This is a genomic window from Paraburkholderia sp. BL25I1N1, from assembly GCF_003002025.1.
Lineage (GTDB): Bacteria > Pseudomonadota > Gammaproteobacteria > Burkholderiales > Burkholderiaceae > Paraburkholderia.
On the sequence record NZ_PVZB01000003.1, the window covers coordinates 402415 to 419515 of the forward strand.

General features: G+C 62.3%; 14 protein-coding genes and 1 pseudogene. All 15 read right to left on the reverse strand.

Annotated features, from left to right (window positions below; all coding sequences use genetic code 11):
• Positions 1-737: 737 nt before the first annotated feature.
• A complete protein-coding gene (locus B0G73_RS06690) occupies positions 738-1112 on the reverse strand; it encodes a hypothetical protein (protein ID WP_106279098.1) in 375 nt (124 codons plus the stop codon).
• Positions 1113-1149: 37 nt separating this feature from the next.
• Entirely contained in the window at positions 1150-4599 is a 3450-nt protein-coding gene (locus tag B0G73_RS06695) for an RHS repeat-associated core domain-containing protein (RefSeq protein WP_106279100.1), read from the reverse strand.
• Positions 4600-4632: 33 nt separating this feature from the next.
• Positions 4633-4962, reverse strand: coding sequence for an RHS repeat domain-containing protein (locus B0G73_RS06700; RefSeq protein WP_106279102.1), 330 nt, complete (start codon positions 4960-4962; stop codon positions 4633-4635).
• Between the two features lie 216 nt (positions 4963-5178).
• Positions 5179-6582 carry an MFS transporter gene (locus B0G73_RS06705; RefSeq protein ID WP_106279103.1) on the reverse strand — a complete coding sequence of 468 codons (1404 nt, stop codon included), beginning with the start codon at positions 6580-6582 and terminating at the stop codon, positions 5179-5181.
• A gap of 25 nt (positions 6583-6607) precedes the next feature.
• The gene (locus tag B0G73_RS06710) at positions 6608-7873 is read right to left on the reverse strand and encodes an NAD(P)/FAD-dependent oxidoreductase (RefSeq protein ID WP_106279105.1); all 1266 of its coding nucleotides are present in this window, start codon (positions 7871-7873) and stop codon (positions 6608-6610) included.
• Entirely contained in the window at positions 7866-8831 is a 966-nt protein-coding gene (locus tag B0G73_RS06715; protein WP_106279107.1) for a VOC family protein, read from the reverse strand. Before B0G73_RS06715 ends, B0G73_RS06710 begins: the two co-directional genes overlap by 8 nt.
• A 17-nt stretch (positions 8832-8848) precedes the next feature.
• The gene (locus tag B0G73_RS06720; protein WP_106279109.1) at positions 8849-10339 is read right to left on the reverse strand and encodes an aldehyde dehydrogenase; all 1491 of its coding nucleotides are present in this window, start codon (positions 10337-10339) and stop codon (positions 8849-8851) included.
• Between the two features lie 40 nt (positions 10340-10379).
• Entirely contained in the window at positions 10380-11210 is an 831-nt protein-coding gene (locus B0G73_RS06725) for an aspartate dehydrogenase (RefSeq protein ID WP_106279111.1), read from the reverse strand.
• Positions 11203-12861, reverse strand: a complete 1659-nt coding sequence (locus B0G73_RS06730) for a thiamine pyrophosphate-binding protein (RefSeq protein ID WP_106279113.1) — start codon at positions 12859-12861, stop codon at positions 11203-11205. The genes B0G73_RS06725 and B0G73_RS06730 overlap by 8 nt, the downstream gene beginning before the upstream one ends.
• Positions 12854-13651, reverse strand: coding sequence for an SDR family oxidoreductase (locus tag B0G73_RS06735; RefSeq protein WP_106279115.1), 798 nt, complete (start codon positions 13649-13651; stop codon positions 12854-12856). Before B0G73_RS06735 ends, B0G73_RS06730 begins: the two co-directional genes overlap by 8 nt.
• A complete protein-coding gene (locus B0G73_RS06740) occupies positions 13651-14544 on the reverse strand; it encodes an IclR family transcriptional regulator (RefSeq protein WP_106279117.1) in 894 nt (297 codons plus the stop codon). The genes B0G73_RS06735 and B0G73_RS06740 overlap by 1 nt, the downstream gene beginning before the upstream one ends.
• A complete protein-coding gene (locus B0G73_RS06745) occupies positions 14545-15435 on the reverse strand; it encodes an alpha/beta fold hydrolase (RefSeq protein WP_106279118.1) in 891 nt (296 codons plus the stop codon). It lies immediately after the preceding gene.
• Positions 15436-15480: 45 nt separating this feature from the next.
• Positions 15481-16008, reverse strand: a complete 528-nt coding sequence (locus B0G73_RS06750) for a cupin domain-containing protein (RefSeq protein ID WP_106279120.1) — start codon at positions 16006-16008, stop codon at positions 15481-15483.
• Between the two features lie 26 nt (positions 16009-16034).
• Positions 16035-16802 carry an SDR family oxidoreductase gene (locus B0G73_RS06755; protein WP_106279122.1) on the reverse strand — a complete coding sequence of 256 codons (768 nt, stop codon included), beginning with the start codon at positions 16800-16802 and terminating at the stop codon, positions 16035-16037.
• A pseudogene (locus B0G73_RS06760) lies at positions 16795-17101 on the reverse strand (hypothetical protein); the annotation flags it as partial. The pseudogene B0G73_RS06760 and the gene B0G73_RS06755, both read right to left, overlap by 8 nt.

Here is a 17101-nt window from a genome sequence, read left to right on the forward strand (position 1 = left end):
TAGCCCAAGTCACCCAGCACTCTATTGCCTCCGACGAAAATTGTTTTACGGTGGACCTCAGCATTCGGCTTACTACGTTTTGCAACACGAAGTCTTCGGCGCGAAATGCTCTAACGCCGAATAACTCCACTGCGCAAGATTGTCCTGCCACACGAGACAAGCCGACCCTGCATACCGAGGTGCCTCGATCCATGCTGATGGATACTATTTCAGCATCGTGCAAGGAAACGTCACGAGAGGAAACATCACTGATAGTCATTTTCGGTCCATCATTTTGGTTGCCACAGACCATGAATAGGGACAGGGTTTCCGCGGGTAGGATCGCCATTCTCCTTCCACCCCCAGTCATGCCGGTGTGGCACCGGTGTATTCGGTCTATGATGCCGGTCCCAGTCAACATCCCAATCGGGCCATCCGTCGGAGCCATAACCTCGCTCCTGGTCGCTGCCGGGATTCACATGAACTAAGCCTGGCTCGCCCACATTCGGGGTCATGCATACGCATACGCATACATTCGCATCCGTCTGCCCACTGGCCCAGCCTAGGGGGGTCTTCACTGATGAACCTCGCGGTCGCCGGACTGTAATACCGATTCCGACAGCAGTGCAACCCGGCAGCGGCGCATACGAACCGTCAACAGGCGGGATGTCTCGTCGTATCCCCAAGGGTCGTGAAAAATCGATTTCTGAAGGGGCCCCACACGCCTTCCCGGCTTGCTACGTGACGGCAATCTTGTCTTACTCGCCCTCATCGTCTGAACAGGGGTATCCGACCGTCTCGAGGGACATGCCGCAATCCGCCAACAACCTGAGCGTTTGTGATGACGCACAAAACGAAAATACAATCGTTTCACTCAATTTATAGAATATGGCAATGCGTAGCGTGTTTTCTAATTTCGCATCGAACCCGCATCTTTGCAAATCTCTCAAAAATTTTTGAATCTCCGCATCCGTGTCGTCGACGATAAGCTCACTGGAAGAGAGCCAAACATGATACTTCTTTCGCCCGTCCCACCCCTCTCTTTCTTGAACGGAAAAAGTCTCTTTCATTCGGTCAATTTGCTCGGTCTTCAACTCATGGAATTGAGCATCGACCCGGATGTTGAGTTTCATATCCCTTCCTAACGATAGGCTTCAAGGCGATATTGCATTATTTGCACTCTGGGCCCGGCTTACCCAGACGCAACCACTCTAGGTACGCCCCTCGTGCCTCGTCCTTAGGTACTTGGCCGTTGGGTCCTTTTTCTCCTCTCATATTGCCACTGTCGTGATACCAATTCCAAAAGTCCTTAGGAAGCCCGTATGGGTTATCCCATGGGCCGAGCCCATACGGATCTGCAAACTGAACCGGATTCCCACCCACATAAGCATACGCATTCGTCTGCCCACTCGCCCAGCCGATCGGGTCTTCGCTGATGAACCGTCCAGTCGCCGGACTGTAGTACCGATTCCGATAGTAATACAGCCCCGTCCCATCATTCTCGCGCCCGGTGTACTGCTGCAGGTTCGGGTCGGCCGCACCCGTCTGCGTGGTCGTCCCATACGGCTGGTAGGTGTACTGCGTCTGGCTCTGCTGGTTCGCATCGGTCAGCGCAATGACGTTGTTATTCGCATCGCGCAGGATGTAGCTGTCCTGGCCCGCATCGTCGCCAATGCGCCGATACGTCAGTTCATCCAGCCGGCTTTCCGGGTACGCCGAGAACATCCGGTTTCGATGCGCATAATCGCCATCGACGATCGTGAAACTCACCTCATCGCCATTCCAGAACGTCTGCTGACGGTGACCGTTGATCGTCTGGTCCCGGCGACGCCCCCAGATGTCGTAACTGAAGCTCGCGCTCACCGAGCCACTAATCTGGCTCAGCAGGTCCTGCTCGTTCCACGTGTACCGGTTTGAACCGTCGCTCGCCAGGTTACCGTTCAGGTCGTACGCCAGCGTGTTGCGCGACCAGTGCGTGAGCTGGTTCGCCGCGTTGTACTGCGCATCGCTTACAGCCGCCGGTAGGTCCGCCTTCGCGAAACTGCCGCCCGCACTCGTGCGACGTCCTGCGAGATCGTAGCCGTACGTCAGGTCACCCAGCACGCTGCCGTCAGCGCGTTTGTACGTGATGCCGGTCAGTTGGCTCGCCGCATCCCATGTGTAGGTTGCCGTGATGCCGTTGGCCAGCGTCGCCTGACTGACACGGCCCAGCGCGTCGTATTTATAGCCGAACACGCGCGGCGGCTCACCGTCCACCGCGTACTGGACCTGCGTGACGCGGTGTTCGGCGTCGCGGTTATAGCTGATTGTTCCGTCTTTCGCCCCGATGACCGATAGATCCCGGCTGTCCGGGTCGTAGCTGTAGGTGATGAATCCCTGCTGCGTACCAGGTGTTTCGACCCACTGGTTCACCTTGCCCGTGACGCTGTCGAAATAGTAACGCGAGCCGGCCGGTGTACGGCCCACGCCGCTGTCGGATGTCCCCTGCAGCCTTCCGTACTCGTCCCATCCATAGCCGAGAGAGCGTGCGGGTGCGCCCAGCGTGTTGCCGTCGGGGTTGAAATAGACCGACTGCAGCTGACCGGCCACGTCATACCAATACGTTGTCAGTTGCCCCTTTCGATCGGTTACCGACGCAAGTTGTCCCGCGTTATTCCATGTGTACGTCTCAGCGTGCCCAAGCGGATCGGTCTTACTCACCGCACGGCCAATCGCGTTGTACGTATAAGCCGTGGTCACACCCTTCGGATCGGCCTGGCCCAGCAGATGGCCATTGCGGTCCCACGTGAAGCGCGTCACACCGCCCAGCGCATCGGTCACGGTGGTCGTGCGGTCCAGCGCGTCGAGCGTGCGCGTTGTCTTATTGCCTAGCGGGTCCTGCACCGTAGTCACCCGGCCCGCCGCGTCCGCGGTGAACTGTGTGGTACGGCTCAGGGCATCCGTGATTGCCGTGAGGTCCGCACCGCTCCAGGTGTACTTCGTCACCCCTTTGAGCGCGTCGGTTACCGTGAGCGGGCGGCCCTGGCTGTCGTTCGTCTGCGTGGTGCGGTTGCCCAGCCGGTCGGTCACCGTTAGCCGATTGCCCTTGGCGTCATACGTGTAGACAGTGCTGACGGCGCGCTGAGGGTCGCCGGCCTGCGCTTCCGTCAGCACTTGGCTATAGCTATCGAAAGTACGGGTCTCCAACACACCGTATTGATCCGCCTCACTGACGCGGTTGCCATTCGCGTCGTAGGTGTACGTGTACCGGCGATCGGCAGCGGTGAGGTTCGTCACGCGCCCCGTTGCGTCGCGCGTGAAGGTCTGCACCTGCGCAATCGATTGACCTGCCGGGTATGTGTTACTCACTACGCGCCCGTTTGCGTCGAACATCACGCGCCGGACGCTGCCGCGCCTGTCCGTCACGTCGGTCTGCGTGATCTTGCCGTCCGTCACCGTGTAGGCAAAACCAAACGTGCTGCCGTCGGCAAGCTTCTGGGCGATCACGCGGTCGCTGTCGTCGTACGTGTTGACGACCTGCTGGTTGCCTTCCGGATCGGTCACGCTAACCAGACGGCTCTTCGTGTCCCAGCCGTACTTCCATACACCGCCGCCCGCGTCCGTCACCTGCGTGAGGCGGTCTTGGCTGTCGTACTGGTAGTTCACCTGGCGGTCCAACGGGTCGGAGATGCGCGAGATCAGCGGCGTGCCGCGCGCACCGACAATCGACGTAAACGTTAGCGCACGTCCATTAGGACTGTTGATGCCCGTGATCGCGCCGGTACTGCTGTTTCGGTTGATGGCGACCGTGTTGCCGTTGCGGTCCTGTACACGGGTCAGGCGATAAAGGCCGGCGATCATCGTGAACTGCTGCACACGACCGTCGCGCAGCGTGAGCACCTTGTTCGATCCGCTGGTAGTGATGCTGGCGCGATAGTAGTCGCCGGGGCTCGTGAGGTCGTCCCAAGTCGTGCTGGTTCCGGAACGGGCGCTAAACGGCACACGCGTTCCGCTTGGCAGATACAGTTGCACCTGTTGCCGTACACCGCCCGCGTCCGCCGCGCCGATCATGAGATAGCTGTCGTAGTTGAGCGTCGTTCCGATACCGAAGGTGCCCGCCATCGGACGGCCAGACGTGTCGTAGGCGCTGCCGCGGTAGACACGTGCGAGGTCCAGCGCGATCGTGTCGGCGACATGCAGATCATGGGCGACGAGATGGAACTGGCCAGTGAACAGCCGAACAGGATCGCCACCCGATGTGCTGCTGCCGCATCCGGCTGTGGCATCGCCACCATTGCAATCCGTACCGCCTGGCTGGCCGCCTGTGTCGTCGCCATCCAGGTTCACGGTGTCGTCCGGTGCGAACGGTTCAACCGTCGTGCCACCGGACGGCCCGGAGCAATAGGCGTTGATTTCTCCAGGGTCGCCGCAGACATAACCGCCCATTCCGCCGAAATCAGCCGACGCCGCCTGCAAAGGGCACCGCGGATCCGCAGGATAGGCTCCCGCTTTGGCATACAGGCTGCTGCAATCCGTAGCGTGCGCATGCGGCACCACGAACCACGACAGCAATACAAATAGAAACAGGACGAACGGGCGCAGCAGCGCGCGACGCGCCGCAATGCCATCGGTGACTTGCATGGAGTTCCCAGATGAAAGAAGGGGACGGGTCGACTACCGCGAGCTGGTTGGCGCAGATGCGAGCGCGGACACAGATGTTTGAGCGTTGAACGGAAGCGAAAGAGCCTGGTCGCGAACCGAAGGCTCGGAAGAAACGGTTAGCGGCCTTCGAATCGCGGTGATATTGCCGGCTGAGTCGTAGTCGTAATACGCAGTCGCGCCTCCAACCGAAACAGACGTGAGTCTGCCCAATGCGTCGTATCCGTAAGTGATCTCGTCAGCGTGAGCGGATATGGCGACAGCCAATAGACAGGCCACCGCTCCACCGCTAGCGACGCGCCATACGCTTAGGAAGCCGCGTTGGCTTCGAAATAAACTGACCATCGATATCCCCAATTCCAACTGCCTGTAGTTTTGCTAACTACCTAGACGATATCGAAAGCCGAACCCGATTTATAGAAGACCGATCTTCATTTGAAGTAGGAACTTCCCTACGCCCCCAAAAACAAAGGGGCGCACCACCCAGTGCGCCCCTCGTCCCCCAGCTAATTGCGGTACTACGACATCAACCGCCCACCAAACTCGATTAGGTAAAAAATCTCAAGCCTCCAACTGCTCCAGCACCTTCCCCTTGGTTTCAATCCCAAGAAAATGCACCGCCACCGCCGCAAGAAACGGCACGGCCGCGAGAATATAAAACGCCACCTGCAAATTGCCGCCGACCATCGTCTTCGACACGATAGCCGGCGCGAAGATCGCCGCGACCTTCAGCCACGCGCCGCCGACGCCGCAGCCCATCGCGCGGATACTCGTCGGATACAACTCCGGCGTATAGACATAAGCCGTGATGAACCCGCAAGCGAGGAAGCCCAGCGAAAATGCGCAGCACGTCGCCACGACATACACCGACGAATCGTGGAATACACCCGCCAGTAGCAGCGAAATCGCACACGCAACAAACGAGAGGTTGATGATCGGCTTGCGTCCCACCTTGTCGACCAGCAACGCGCAAGTCAGCGAACCCACCACGCCGAGCACCGAAGCGGCCACCGCAAGATTCAACGCGAGTTGCAGCGGCGCGTGATAAATCGTGCGGTAAATCGTCGGCAGCCACGTCGAGAGGCCGTATTGAATGAAGCCGCAGGTAATCCACAACATGGCCACGGCCAGCGTGCGCCTCAGATACGCCGGACCAAACAGGTCGCCCATGCGGCGCTTCGGATGGCGATTGGCCATCGCTTCAAATTCAGTCGTGTGAATGACCGGCGGAAGCGGACCTTTGACCGAACGTTCGAACACATGCACCGCCGCATCCGCGTCAGCCATCCGTTCACGTTCGGCGAGCCAGCGCGGCGATTCCGGCACGAGTTTGCGCAGCACGAAGAACAGAATCAACGGCATGCCGCCGATAAAGTACATGGCTTGCCAGCCGAAACGCGGCACGATCCACGCACCCAACGCATTCGACGCAAGCAGGCCGACCGGGAAAACGATTTCATACAACAGCACGAAACGGCCACGGCCATGCGCACGGCTGATCTCGTTGATGTAAGTCGCGGCCACCGGCAACTCGCCGCCGAGCCCGAGCCCTTGAATCACGCGCAACACGACAAACGCCGCGAACGTCGGCGCAAAACCGCACGCAATGCTGGTGATGCCGATGATCCCCGAACTCAGCGCGATCGCCTTCACACGCCCCTTGCGCTCCGCATACCATGGGAAAACGAACGCGCCGATCAGTTGCCCGACCGAGCCGGAACCGATCAGAAAGCCGATTTCCCACGGCGTGAGATGCCACTTCGCGATCAGGATCGGCAACGTGGCCGCAATGGCAATCACGTCGAAGCCGTCGAAGAACGTCGCGAGACCGATCAGTATGCGCGCGCGCACCTGCATCGCATTCTTGGGCAAGCGCTCCAGACGCGCGATGATCGAGCCCCGGGTCACAGGGCCTGAGACACCGGCGCTGCTGCGGTCCCCCATGGTGTTGTCGATGGTTCTCATGCCGTTGTGCCGTCCGTAGATGTGGTTAGGCAAGTGCCGTTGAGGCGTCGGTCAGGGTGGCAAGGTCGATGGTCCGGCCTTGGTTCATCCATTTGCGCGACAGTTTCAGTTCGCGCGGCGTATTGATGGCGATCACGCCGCGAATCGCGCTGTCTTCCAGATGGAACAACGTGGCGCGTTTGCCGGGCAAATCGCCGCGTACAGCTAGTTGCGCATCGCCTGGAATGTCGCCGAGAATCTGCAGATTCACGTCGTACTGATCGGACCAGAACCACGGAATGTCCGCATACGGTTCGAAGGTGCCGAGCAATGCTTTCGCGGCGGCAATCGCCTGGTTCTGCGCATTGGCCCACGATTCAAGCCGCACGCGGCGCTTGAGCCACGCGCTCGGATGATTGGCGACGTCACCGCACGCGAAAATGCGCGGGTCGTCGGTGGCGCCGAAATGATCGACCACGATGCCGTCTTCCACCTTCACGCCCGCGGCTTCCGCCAGCGCCGTGTGCGGCGTAAGACCGATGCCGGCCACGGCGAAATCAGCGTCGAGCGTCGAGCCGTTTGCGAAGGTGGCGCGAATGCGATTGGCGTCGTTCGGATGATCCGTGAGCGATACGAGCGAAGCATTCAAACGCACGTCGACGCCGTTCGCGCGATGCAGATCGAGCAGGAAGCTGGACACCATCAGCGGCAGCGAACGGACGCACAGACGCGGCGCGCCTTCTACCACCGTTGCATCCACGCCGAGCTTGCGCGCCGTGGCGGCGACTTCGAGACCGATCCAGCCGCCGCCCACCACCAGCACGCGCTTGCTGGCACGCAGCCGTTCACCCAACGCGACGGCTTCGTCGAGCGTACGCAAGTAGGCCACGTGCGAGGTCTTCACCAGCGAGTCCGGCAACTTGCGTGCCGCGCCGCCGGTGGCGACCACCAGTCGGTCGTATTGCACTTCGCGGCCCGACTGCGTGCGCACGATGCGTTGCTCGCGAACGATCGACGTCGCGCAATCCGGTTGCCATGCTTCGATATTCAGCGCCTCGAAGTCGTCGGGCTTTACGAGCCGCACGGTATCGATATCCGCTTCGCCCGCGAGCACCGCTTTCGACAGCGGCGGGCGTTCGTACGGCAGATGCACTTCGTCGGCGATCATCACGAGGCGGCCGTCGAAGCCTTCCTTGCGCAAGGTCTTCACGACCCAGCCGGCCGCCTGGCCGCCGCCAATCACGACGATCGTGCGCGGTGCTTCCAGTCCGGCATGGGCGGCTTGCGCCTTTGCAGCAGCAGCGTCAGTCATTTTTCCGCTCCGTCATGAACTTGCCTTCCGGCGCCTGCGCGTTTTTCTGGCGTCGCGTATTGCCGTCGATACCGCCGTCGATCGCCCATTCGGCGAACACGGTCGGACCCGGCTCGAAATCGCGCGGCTGCCATTCGGGCGTGAGCTGGTCTTCGTCGGCGTAATACTCGATCAAACCGCCTGCCGGATTCTGGAAGTACCAGAAGTAAGCCGACGACACCGGGTGACGCCCCGGCCCGAGTTGCGTGTCCCAGCCGCAGCGGCTGATATGCATGCCTCCGCCGAATACTTCATGAATATCGCGCACGGTGAAGGCGACGTGATTCAGCCCGCGCTTACCGTTGGGCAAGGCCAGCAGGAAGATGTCGTGATGGCCGCCGTGCGGCGCGCAGCGCATGAAAGCGCCACGGCCCGGATAGCGGTCGGACATTTCAAAGTCGAGCAGTTCCTGGTAGAACTTTTCCTGTTCGGCGAGTTTGTTCGTGAAGAACACCACGTGGCCCACTTCGACCGGTTCGGCACGCTCATAAATCGGCGAAGGCTGGTCGACGCGCAGCGTCTGGCCCCACACATTCGACGGCGAGCCGTGAATGTCGAGCGCGCGCTTGCGGGTCACTTCGACGCGCATCGCCATGCCGTTCGGGTCGATGCAGCCGACGGCGTCGTCGGTTTCGAAATGGCCCGGCTGACCGGCGAAGCGGCCGCGCAGTTCGTCGAGTTCGGCTTTCGTCGCCACGCCCCACGTCACTTCGCGCAGCGTCGGGCCTTCTTCGAAGGCGGGCGGCAACGAGGGATCGACTGCGTTCTTTAAAAGAATCGTGCAGCCGTTGAGCGTTTCGAAGCGCGTCTGGGTTTCGTCGTGCGCGACTTCCTTCAAGCCCCAGTCGGCGAAAAAGCGGCGACAGGTGGCCAGATCCGTCACGCCGTAAATAATCTGTTCAATGCCGAGAATCGTCATAACGTGCCTCTTGCGTATTAATTCGCCCACGCCAGCGGCGCGTCGTTCAAGCCCCAGTAGAGGCTCTTCTGTTGCATGTATTCCCGAATGCCGAGCCGGCCTTTCTCGCGCCCCATGCCACTCTCCTTCCAGCCGCTGAACGGCGTCGAGATGGAGAACAGCTTGTAGGTATTGATCCAGATGGTGCCGGCTTCGAGTGCGCCGGCAATCCGGTAAGCGCGCTTGTAGTCGCGCGTCCAGATGCCGGCGGCAAGGCCGAACACGCTGTCGTTCGCTTCTTTGAGCAGCGAGGCTTCGTCGTCGAACGGCATGGCCACCAGCACCGGGCCGAAGATTTCTTCCTGGCAGATGCGGGCGTTGTTGGTGAGGCCTTCGAGAATCGTCGGCTGGAAGTACGTGCCCGCTTCGCGGCCATCGCCAACCGGGCGCTCGCCGCCGCACAGCAGCTTGCCGCCCTCTTCGAGACCGAGCGCAACATAACGCTCGACCGTTTCGCGATGCGCCGCCGTAATGAGCGGACCCATTTGCGTTTCGGAACGCGTGGGATCGCCTACGCGCAGCTTGCGCGCGCCTTCCGCGAGACGCTTCATGAATACGTCGTAGATCGAGCGCTGCACGAACAGACGCGAACCCGCGATACACGCTTCGCCCGACGAACTGAAGATGCCGTACAGCACGCCGTTGACCGCGTGATCGAGATCGGCGTCGTCGAACACGATGGTCGGCGACTTGCCGCCCAGTTCAAGCGACACCGGCATCAACTTGTCCGCCGCGATGCGCGCGATGCCGCGGCCCACTTCGGTGCCGCCCGTGAACGACACCTTCTTCACCAACGGATGACGCACCAGCACGTCGCCGATCACCGAGCCTTTGCCAGGCACAACGCTTAGAACGCCCTTCGGTACACCAGCCTCTTCGCAGATGCGCGCCAATGCCAGCGAGACCAAAGGCGTCACTTCGGCAGGCTTCAACACGACCGCGTTGCCTCCCGCAAGTGCCGGAGCGAGTTTTTGTGCGTCGGAAGCTATCGGCGAATTCCACGGCGTAATCGCCGCGATAACGCCGATCGGCTCGTAGATACTCATCGTCAGATAGTCGCCGCGTGAGGGCGTGACTTCTTCGTCGAGTGTTTCGAGGCACGCAGCGAAATAACGGAACGTGTTCGCGGCGCTCGCCACCAGCACGCGCGTTTCGCCAATCGGCTTGCCGTTATCGCGGCGCTGCAATTGCGCGAGCGCTTCGTGGCGCGCCATGATCAGATCGGCGATGCGGTACAGAACCAGCGCGCGTTGATGCGGCTTCAAACCCGACCAGTCCGCGCGGCGCCATGCGATGTCCGCGGCTTCCACCGCGTCGCGGGCGTCGTCGGCATTGGCCGTCGAGATTTCCATGTTGACCGACTGATCCGCCGGATACAGGCTTGTGTACGGGTTGCCACGCCCTTGCCGCCATTCGCCGCCGATGAAAATATCGCCGGTGGGCACGAGGCTGGTATCGAAGTGAGTCATGTCGGTCATTCCAGTTTGCTTCAGCTAATCAACTGATGGCTTAAATCACGCAACGTGCCGCGCGATTGCGTAGCGCACGCATCGCGCTATACGCGGTCAGTGCGGATGTCTTGGGGTTATCCGGCAGCGGCTTGCCGCACATTTCGAGCGACATCTCGCCGAATGCGCCGTGCGCCACGATGCGGTGCACGTTGCGCGTCACGTTCGGATCGGCGATCAGTCGAACCGTGGTGTGGTCCAGACCGAGGCCAGCCAGCGCGATCGTCGCGGCCACGTTGGCGTTCTTCGGATACAGCCGCGCCGCTTCGCGCGCGTTGCCTTCGAAGATCACCGTCTCTTCATTCAGCGTGTGCAGATCGCAGAGCTGTTCCGCCGGCGTGCCGAGCCAGCCCGTAGGCGGCTTGCGGCCGGTGTACAGCACTTCGTCGAGACCGCCGAGCTTGGCGGCGGCCAGCGCATCCACGCCGCCGATCGCGCCGGAGAGCAGCGTCAACGTGGCGTCGCCTTCATCGGCGGCGGCGGACAATGCGTCCAGCAGCAACATGTCGGACAGCGCGCCGATCGATGCGACCGCGCAGTCCGTGCCGGCCTTCAGCAACGGCACGACATGGTCGACCAGCGCGCTATGTCCCGCGCATTCCAGCGCGAAATGCGGCTGGCTGCTCAAGGCGGACACGGAGGCCACGACATCCACCGAGTCGCCCACTACTTCGCGCACCGCAGCCATGTGACGCGCCGGCACGATCACGTGCGACACGCGCACGGTCGGATCGGCGGCGACCGAGCGATACACGGCCTGGCCGATCGCGCCGAAGCCGATCATCGCGACGTCGACGGGTGCGTGGTGCCCCGCGTAGCCCGCATCACGCATGTTCAGGCTCCTGTTCCTTGACCGGCGGGCCGGCGAACGCGGTCGCGAACGAGCCGACCGACAGCATGTCCACTTCGACCAGCACCGGGCCGGTCTTCGCCATGCCTTCGCGAATGATCGCGTCGGCCTGATCGAGCGATTTGATGCGGTAGTGCGTGAGCTTGAGGCTCGCGCAGAACTGCGCGAAATCCGGCTGGTGCAGATCGACGTAGCAACGGCGGCCGCCGTATTGCGCGTCCTGAATGTTGCGGATCACGCCGTAGCACTGATCGTTCATCAGCACGATCATCACGTTGGCGTTTTCCTGAACGGCCGTCGCGAGTTCGCCGACGTTGACCATCAAGCCGCCATCGCCGACGAGGCACACGGTCTTCGCCGCGCTACCCGCAAGCGCCGCGCCGATGCCCATCTGCATGCCCTGGCCGATGCCGCCGCCGAGCGCATGAACGCCCGCACGCGGCGAGAAAATCTTCAGCATGCGGTTGCCCCACGTGCTGTTCGAGATCGTGACGTCGCGCACCCAGTTGTAGTCGCGGCCCACTGCCGCTTGCAATGCATCGACGAGACGCTTGTACGGGCCGAGGCCCTTGCCCACATCGGCGACGGCGCTTTCGCGTGCGGCCGCGAGATCCTGCGCAAATACCGGATCGACCTTGATGCGGCCTTCGAGCAATGTCGCCAGTTCTTCCAGCACAGCCGAGGAATCGCCGTGGATAAACATCTCGTTGTGATAGCCACGGTTATCAGCGAGCGCGTCGGCGTCGACGCGATACAGCGGTTGCGGCAACGCGAGCTTGTACTTCAGCGTTTCATTGCCACGCAGACGCGAACCGACCACCACCAGCGCGTCGCACGTCTTGTAGAAACTCTCGACAGCCGTATGCACGTTGAACGCGCCGAGCGAAGCCGGATGATCTTCCGGCAGCACGCCGCGGCCTTGCACGCTGGTCACGACGCCGAACCCAAGCTTGACCAGTCGCTCGACTGCCTTCGTCGCGTGACGCGTGCCGCCGCCCAGCCATAGCAGCGGGCGCCTGGCCGTCGCCAGCGAACCGGCGAGCTGCGCGACGCGCTGCTTGCAATGCGTGAGCGTCGTGATGTGCGGCGCGGCGAGATCGGCGGGCCATTCCACTTCGGCGGCCTGAATGTCGATGGGAATCTCGACGCTCACCGGGCCGCTCGGCGCGGTCTGCGCGACACGCACGGCTTCGCGGATCGTCGGCAACGCGGTTTCGACGGAACGCACGCGAAACGCGGCCTTCGAAATCGACGACAGCATCGACAGTTGATCCGGTGCTTCGTGGATATACGCGAGGTCCTGATCGAGGTATTCGGTTTCGATCTGACCGGTGACATGCAGCAGCGCGGTGCCGGCGGTCAAGGCTTCGACCATTGCGCCCGCCGCATTGCCCGCCGCGGTGCCCGTGCTGGTGAATGCAACGCCGAGGCCGCCGGAGACACGCGCGAAGCCGTCGGCCATGTTCACCGCGCCGGCTTCGCCGCGCGCGCCGACATAGCGGATCTTGCCGCGGTTGTGGATCGCGTCGAGAATCGGCATGTTGTGGATCGAGATCACGCCGAATGCGGTTTGAACGCCGCATTGCTCGAGAAAGGCGGCGATCAGTTCGCCAACGGTGGTTTTGTTAGACATGTCGTGCAACGCCTCCAGAAACATCGATATGACTGCCCGTCGTATAGGACGACAGCGTCGTAGCCAGATAAAAGAGCGCTTGAGCGGCTTCTTCGGGGCGACCGAAGCGGCCTAGCGGAATGTTTTTCTTGCGCGCCAGTTCGGCGGTCCAGTCTTCCCAGCTCTGGCCCGGCTGCGCTTCTTGCGCGTAACGGCGGCGCCATTGACCCGACTCGACAATGCCGATCAGAATCGAATTGACGCGGATGCGCTGCGGCGCGAGCTCCACCGCGAGCGACTTGAGCAGGTTCTGCACGCCGGCGCGCGCTGACGAAGTCGCCACCATGTGCGGCTCGGGTTGCAGAGCGAGCAGCGAGTTGACGCAGACAATCGCGGGATTGGAAGCGTCGCGCAGCATCGGCAGAAACGCGCGAGTCGGGCGGATCACGCTGAAGTACTTCAGGTCGAGTTCTTCGCGCCAAGCCTCGTCGGTGGTGTCGGCGAAAGTCGACACGCGGCCTTGGCCGGCGTTATTCACCAGCATGTCTGTGCGGCCGAAACGTGTCTGCACCGCGTCCGCGAACCCTTTCACGTCGTCAGCGTCGAGCACGTTGCAACGATGCGCGAGCAATTGCGCCTGCGGGAACTGCGCCTTCAGCGCGGCTTCCGCTTGCGCGAGACGTTCGGTGTCGCGGCCGCAGATCGCGACCGAGGCGCCCGCCCGCAGAAACAGTTCGGCGGTCGCGAGGCCGATACCGGACGAACCGCCCGTCACCACCGCTACCTGTCCGCTCAAGTCGATTTGGATCATCAGAGCCCCAATGCCTTCATGTAGTTGCTGCCCGACTTCGCGCCACCCTTCGGCCGATAGTTGAGCCGCTGCGAAAGGTCGTCGGCCGCGCGGCGGACCTTGTCGATCAGGCCGCTATCGAGCAGCGACGCGTCGATTTCGTGGCGCGGAATCGTCGTCGTGATAACAGCGACAATGCGCCCCGTGTCGTTGCGCACCGGCGCGCTCACCACCGAAATGCCGCGTTCGAACGACGACTCGCTGATCGCGAAACCACGCCGCGCGTCGTCGCGAATCCGTTCGTACAGGTCGTCGACGGTGATCGGCGTCTGCTTCGTGAAGCGTTCGAGTTCCGGCTCGGGATAGAGCCTCTTCAGCTCGTCGAGCGTCAGGTCGCCCATCAGCACCTGGCCGTGCGTCGTGGCATGAGCCGGCAGACGCGTGCCCACATTGACCTTCACGGAACTGAAAATCGGCGTGTGGCTTTGCGCTTTGGCGACGAACACGACATCGCGTCCATCGCGAATCACGATGTGGCTGGTAAGGCCCGTTTCGTTACGCAACGCCTCGATGACCGGCAAGCCGAGGTCGGTCAATTCGAGCGAGCTCAGATATTCAAAACCCAGCCGCAGCACCGCGACGCCGAGGCGATAGTTGCGGTCCTTGTCGGCACGCTCCAGAAAGCCGAGCGATTCGAGCGTTTGCAACAGACGGAACACCGTCGTGCGAGGAATCTTCAGGCGTTTCGATAATTCCGGTGCGCCGAGAATCGGCTCGCGGGGCGAGAATTCCGTGAGAATCTTCAGACCGCGTTCGAGACCGGGCACCCGGTAGGCGGTGTCGCCGGTGGTGTCGGTGCGGTCTTCGTCCGCGTCGCGCTCGGCGCGAGCGGTGTCGGGCGTGTCGGGCGTCATTCATTGGCTCCGTTGTCCGTCGCTCGCGCGACAGAACGTGTCGATGATCGCGGTGTACGCGGCGGGGGCTTCGATATAGCCGGCGTGGCCCGCGCGAGGCACGACCTGCAGTTTGGTGCCGGCGGCCAGCGCGAGTCGCTCGCAGGCTTCGGGCGTCGTAATGGTGTCGTCGGCGCCGACGGCCACGTTGATGCGGCCGTCAAAGCGCGCGAGGTCGCCGGCGAGATCGGCGTTGGCGAGCAGATGTGTGGCCTGTGCATAGCCGTGCGGAATCACGCGCGACATGTTCCAGCGCACCCATGCGCGCGCTTCGTCGCTCGCGTGAGCGGACAGCATGTTGGTACTGCGTTGTTCGGCGAGGCCTTGGGGGCCGAGTTCGTTTAGCATCGCGAGACGCTGATCGCGCTTCGCATTGCGCATTTCCGCCGATGCCGCGCCATACCCGCCAGCCGGCGACAACAGCAACAAACCGGCCACGCGCTGCGAATACTCAAAGGCAAATGCGCCGGCGATAATCGCGCCGAGCGAATGGCCGAGCAGCACGCAACGTTCGATGCCGAGCGCGTCGAGCCACTCTTTCAACACACTCGCGTAGTCGTGCGCGGCGGGCGATACGGCCGCGACCGGCGTGGATGCGCCATAACCCGGCGCATCCCACGCCAGCACGCGGCGCGTCGCGCCGAGTCCTTCCAACTGCTGCACCCACGACGCCGCGCCCGAACCGATACCGTGCAGCAGCACGAGCGGCAACGCGCTGCTGTCGGCGCGATCCACTTCGCGATAGCTCACCGCGCGTTGCGAGGCCAGCCAGATCTGCTGCGCCGGAAAGCGCGCAAGGCGGGCTTCGAGCGTAGCGTGCTGATCAGCTGTGACGGACGGGACTGCGGACATGATTTCCTTCGCGGGTGTTTTAAAACTGCGGAAGCGTTTGAAGGCTTAGCGCTTGAGCTTGGCCAGCGGCGAATCCGGCGGATACGTCGGCGTAAAGGGCTTCGGCGAACCGAGCATCACGCACATCAACGCGTCTTCTTCACCGACGTTGATTTCCGTGCGATACACACCCGGCGGCACCGAGATCAGATCGCGTTCGCCCAACACGGCTTCCCATGTTTCGCCGTCTTTCTCGCAGACCACTTTCATCTTGCCGCGCAGCACGAAAAAAATTTCTTCGACATCCATATGAATATGGCTCGGGCCGATGTTGCCGGCCGGAATCACCATCGTCGAAAACGTGAAGCCGCCCGCGGGCACCGTGTTCATGTCTTTCGCGACACCCGTGCCGCCGGTGCCGACATAGCGCATTTGCGCGCGGCGATACTTCGGATCGTAGTCGGCCTGAAACTTCAGCGCGTCCCAGTCGTAGCGACGCGTTTCCAGGCGCGCGACGCGGCTGTCCAGCCATTGGGCGAAGCTTGCGTCCGCGGGTTGGTCCCACGATTTGCGTTCGATATCGGCGTCCGCCATCTCTTTCTCCTTTCGATTCGACAAGATCAATTCATCACGAAGCCGCCGTTGACCGGCAGCAGTTGGCCGGTCACGAAGCGAGCGGCATCGGATAACAGGAACAGCACCGGCCCGGTGACGTCGTCGGGCACTTGTGCGCGCGTCAGCGCGCGGCCTTGCAGGTAATATTCGTGACGCTCGGCAGGCACGTATGCGGTTGCTTCGACTTCGGTCAGCCCCGGCGCGATTGCGTTGACGGTTACGTTGTGAGCGCCGAATTCACGCGCCAGCGAGCGGGTCATCGAAATCACCGCGCCTTTGCTGGCGACATAAGCGAGCAGCTTCGGCGCGCCCCACATCGCCGTATCCGAGGCAATGTTGACGATGCTGCCGCGGCCCGAGTCGCGCAGATACGGCAGCGCGGCGGTGCTCATCAGCCAGGTGCCGCGCACGTTGACGTTCATCACGGCGTCCCACGTATCGACAGACAACTCGTCGGCGAACTTGCCGCCGGAGTTCGTGATGGCCGCGTTGTTGATCAGTGCGTCGAGACCGCCGAGTTGCGCCGCAGCTTGCTCCGCGAATTGCTTGATGCTGGCGGGGTCGGCGAGATCGAGCGGCAGGTAGGTGACCGCATGTCCTTGCTCGACGAGCGATGCCGCAAGCGCGCGGCCTTCGTCGTGCAGCACGTCGCCGAACACGACGCGCGCACCGGCTTGCACGAGCGAGCGGACGAACGCCGCGCCGAGACCACGCGCGCCGCCCGTCACGAGGACGCGCCGGCCGTAGAGCGCTGCGGACACGTCGTTATGCATGGCTGTGGCCTGCTTCCGCCGATTGCGCGACGCCTGCCTTTGCCGCTTCGGCGCGATGCGCTTCCAGCGCGGCAAAGTCCTGCTGCGCGCGCTGACGCAACATGCGGCGCACACGCGTCATGCCGACGTCGTGCTGATACAGGAATTCATGAGCGCGCGCGTTCGGCGCCATGCTTTCCAGCACATAGCGGTCTTGCTCCAGCACGGTAGAGTCGAGATGTGGCGCGGTAGCGGTAGGCTCGGTTTGTCTGTTACCGCCGCTTTCGTCTGGCGGTGCCCCAATAACCTCGCCGTAACCC

Coding starts and splice junctions, on each gene's coding strand:
- B0G73_RS06690 (WP_106279098.1), bottom strand. CDS start 1,112: ATGAAACTCAACATCCGGGTCGATGCTCAATTCCATGAGTTGAAGACC.
- B0G73_RS06695 (WP_106279100.1), bottom strand. CDS start 4,599: ATGCAAGTCACCGATGGCATTGCGGCGCGTCGCGCGCTGCTGCGCCCG.
- B0G73_RS06700 (WP_106279102.1), bottom strand. CDS start 4,962: ATGGTCAGTTTATTTCGAAGCCAACGCGGCTTCCTAAGCGTATGGCGC.
- B0G73_RS06705 (WP_106279103.1), bottom strand. CDS start 6,582: ATGAGAACCATCGACAACACCATGGGGGACCGCAGCAGCGCCGGTGTC.
- B0G73_RS06710 (WP_106279105.1), bottom strand. CDS start 7,873: ATGACTGACGCTGCTGCTGCAAAGGCGCAAGCCGCCCATGCCGGACTG.
- B0G73_RS06715 (WP_106279107.1), bottom strand. CDS start 8,831: ATGACGATTCTCGGCATTGAACAGATTATTTACGGCGTGACGGATCTG.
- B0G73_RS06720 (WP_106279109.1), bottom strand. CDS start 10,339: ATGACTCACTTCGATACCAGCCTCGTGCCCACCGGCGATATTTTCATC.
- B0G73_RS06725 (WP_106279111.1), bottom strand. CDS start 11,210: ATGCGTGATGCGGGCTACGCGGGGCACCACGCACCCGTCGACGTCGCG.
- B0G73_RS06730 (WP_106279113.1), bottom strand. CDS start 12,861: ATGTCTAACAAAACCACCGTTGGCGAACTGATCGCCGCCTTTCTCGAG.
- B0G73_RS06735 (WP_106279115.1), bottom strand. CDS start 13,651: ATGATCCAAATCGACTTGAGCGGACAGGTAGCGGTGGTGACGGGCGGT.
- B0G73_RS06740 (WP_106279117.1), bottom strand. CDS start 14,544: ATGACGCCCGACACGCCCGACACCGCTCGCGCCGAGCGCGACGCGGAC.
- B0G73_RS06745 (WP_106279118.1), bottom strand. CDS start 15,435: ATGTCCGCAGTCCCGTCCGTCACAGCTGATCAGCACGCTACGCTCGAA.
- B0G73_RS06750 (WP_106279120.1), bottom strand. CDS start 16,008: ATGGCGGACGCCGATATCGAACGCAAATCGTGGGACCAACCCGCGGAC.
- B0G73_RS06755 (WP_106279122.1), bottom strand. CDS start 16,802: ATGCATAACGACGTGTCCGCAGCGCTCTACGGCCGGCGCGTCCTCGTG.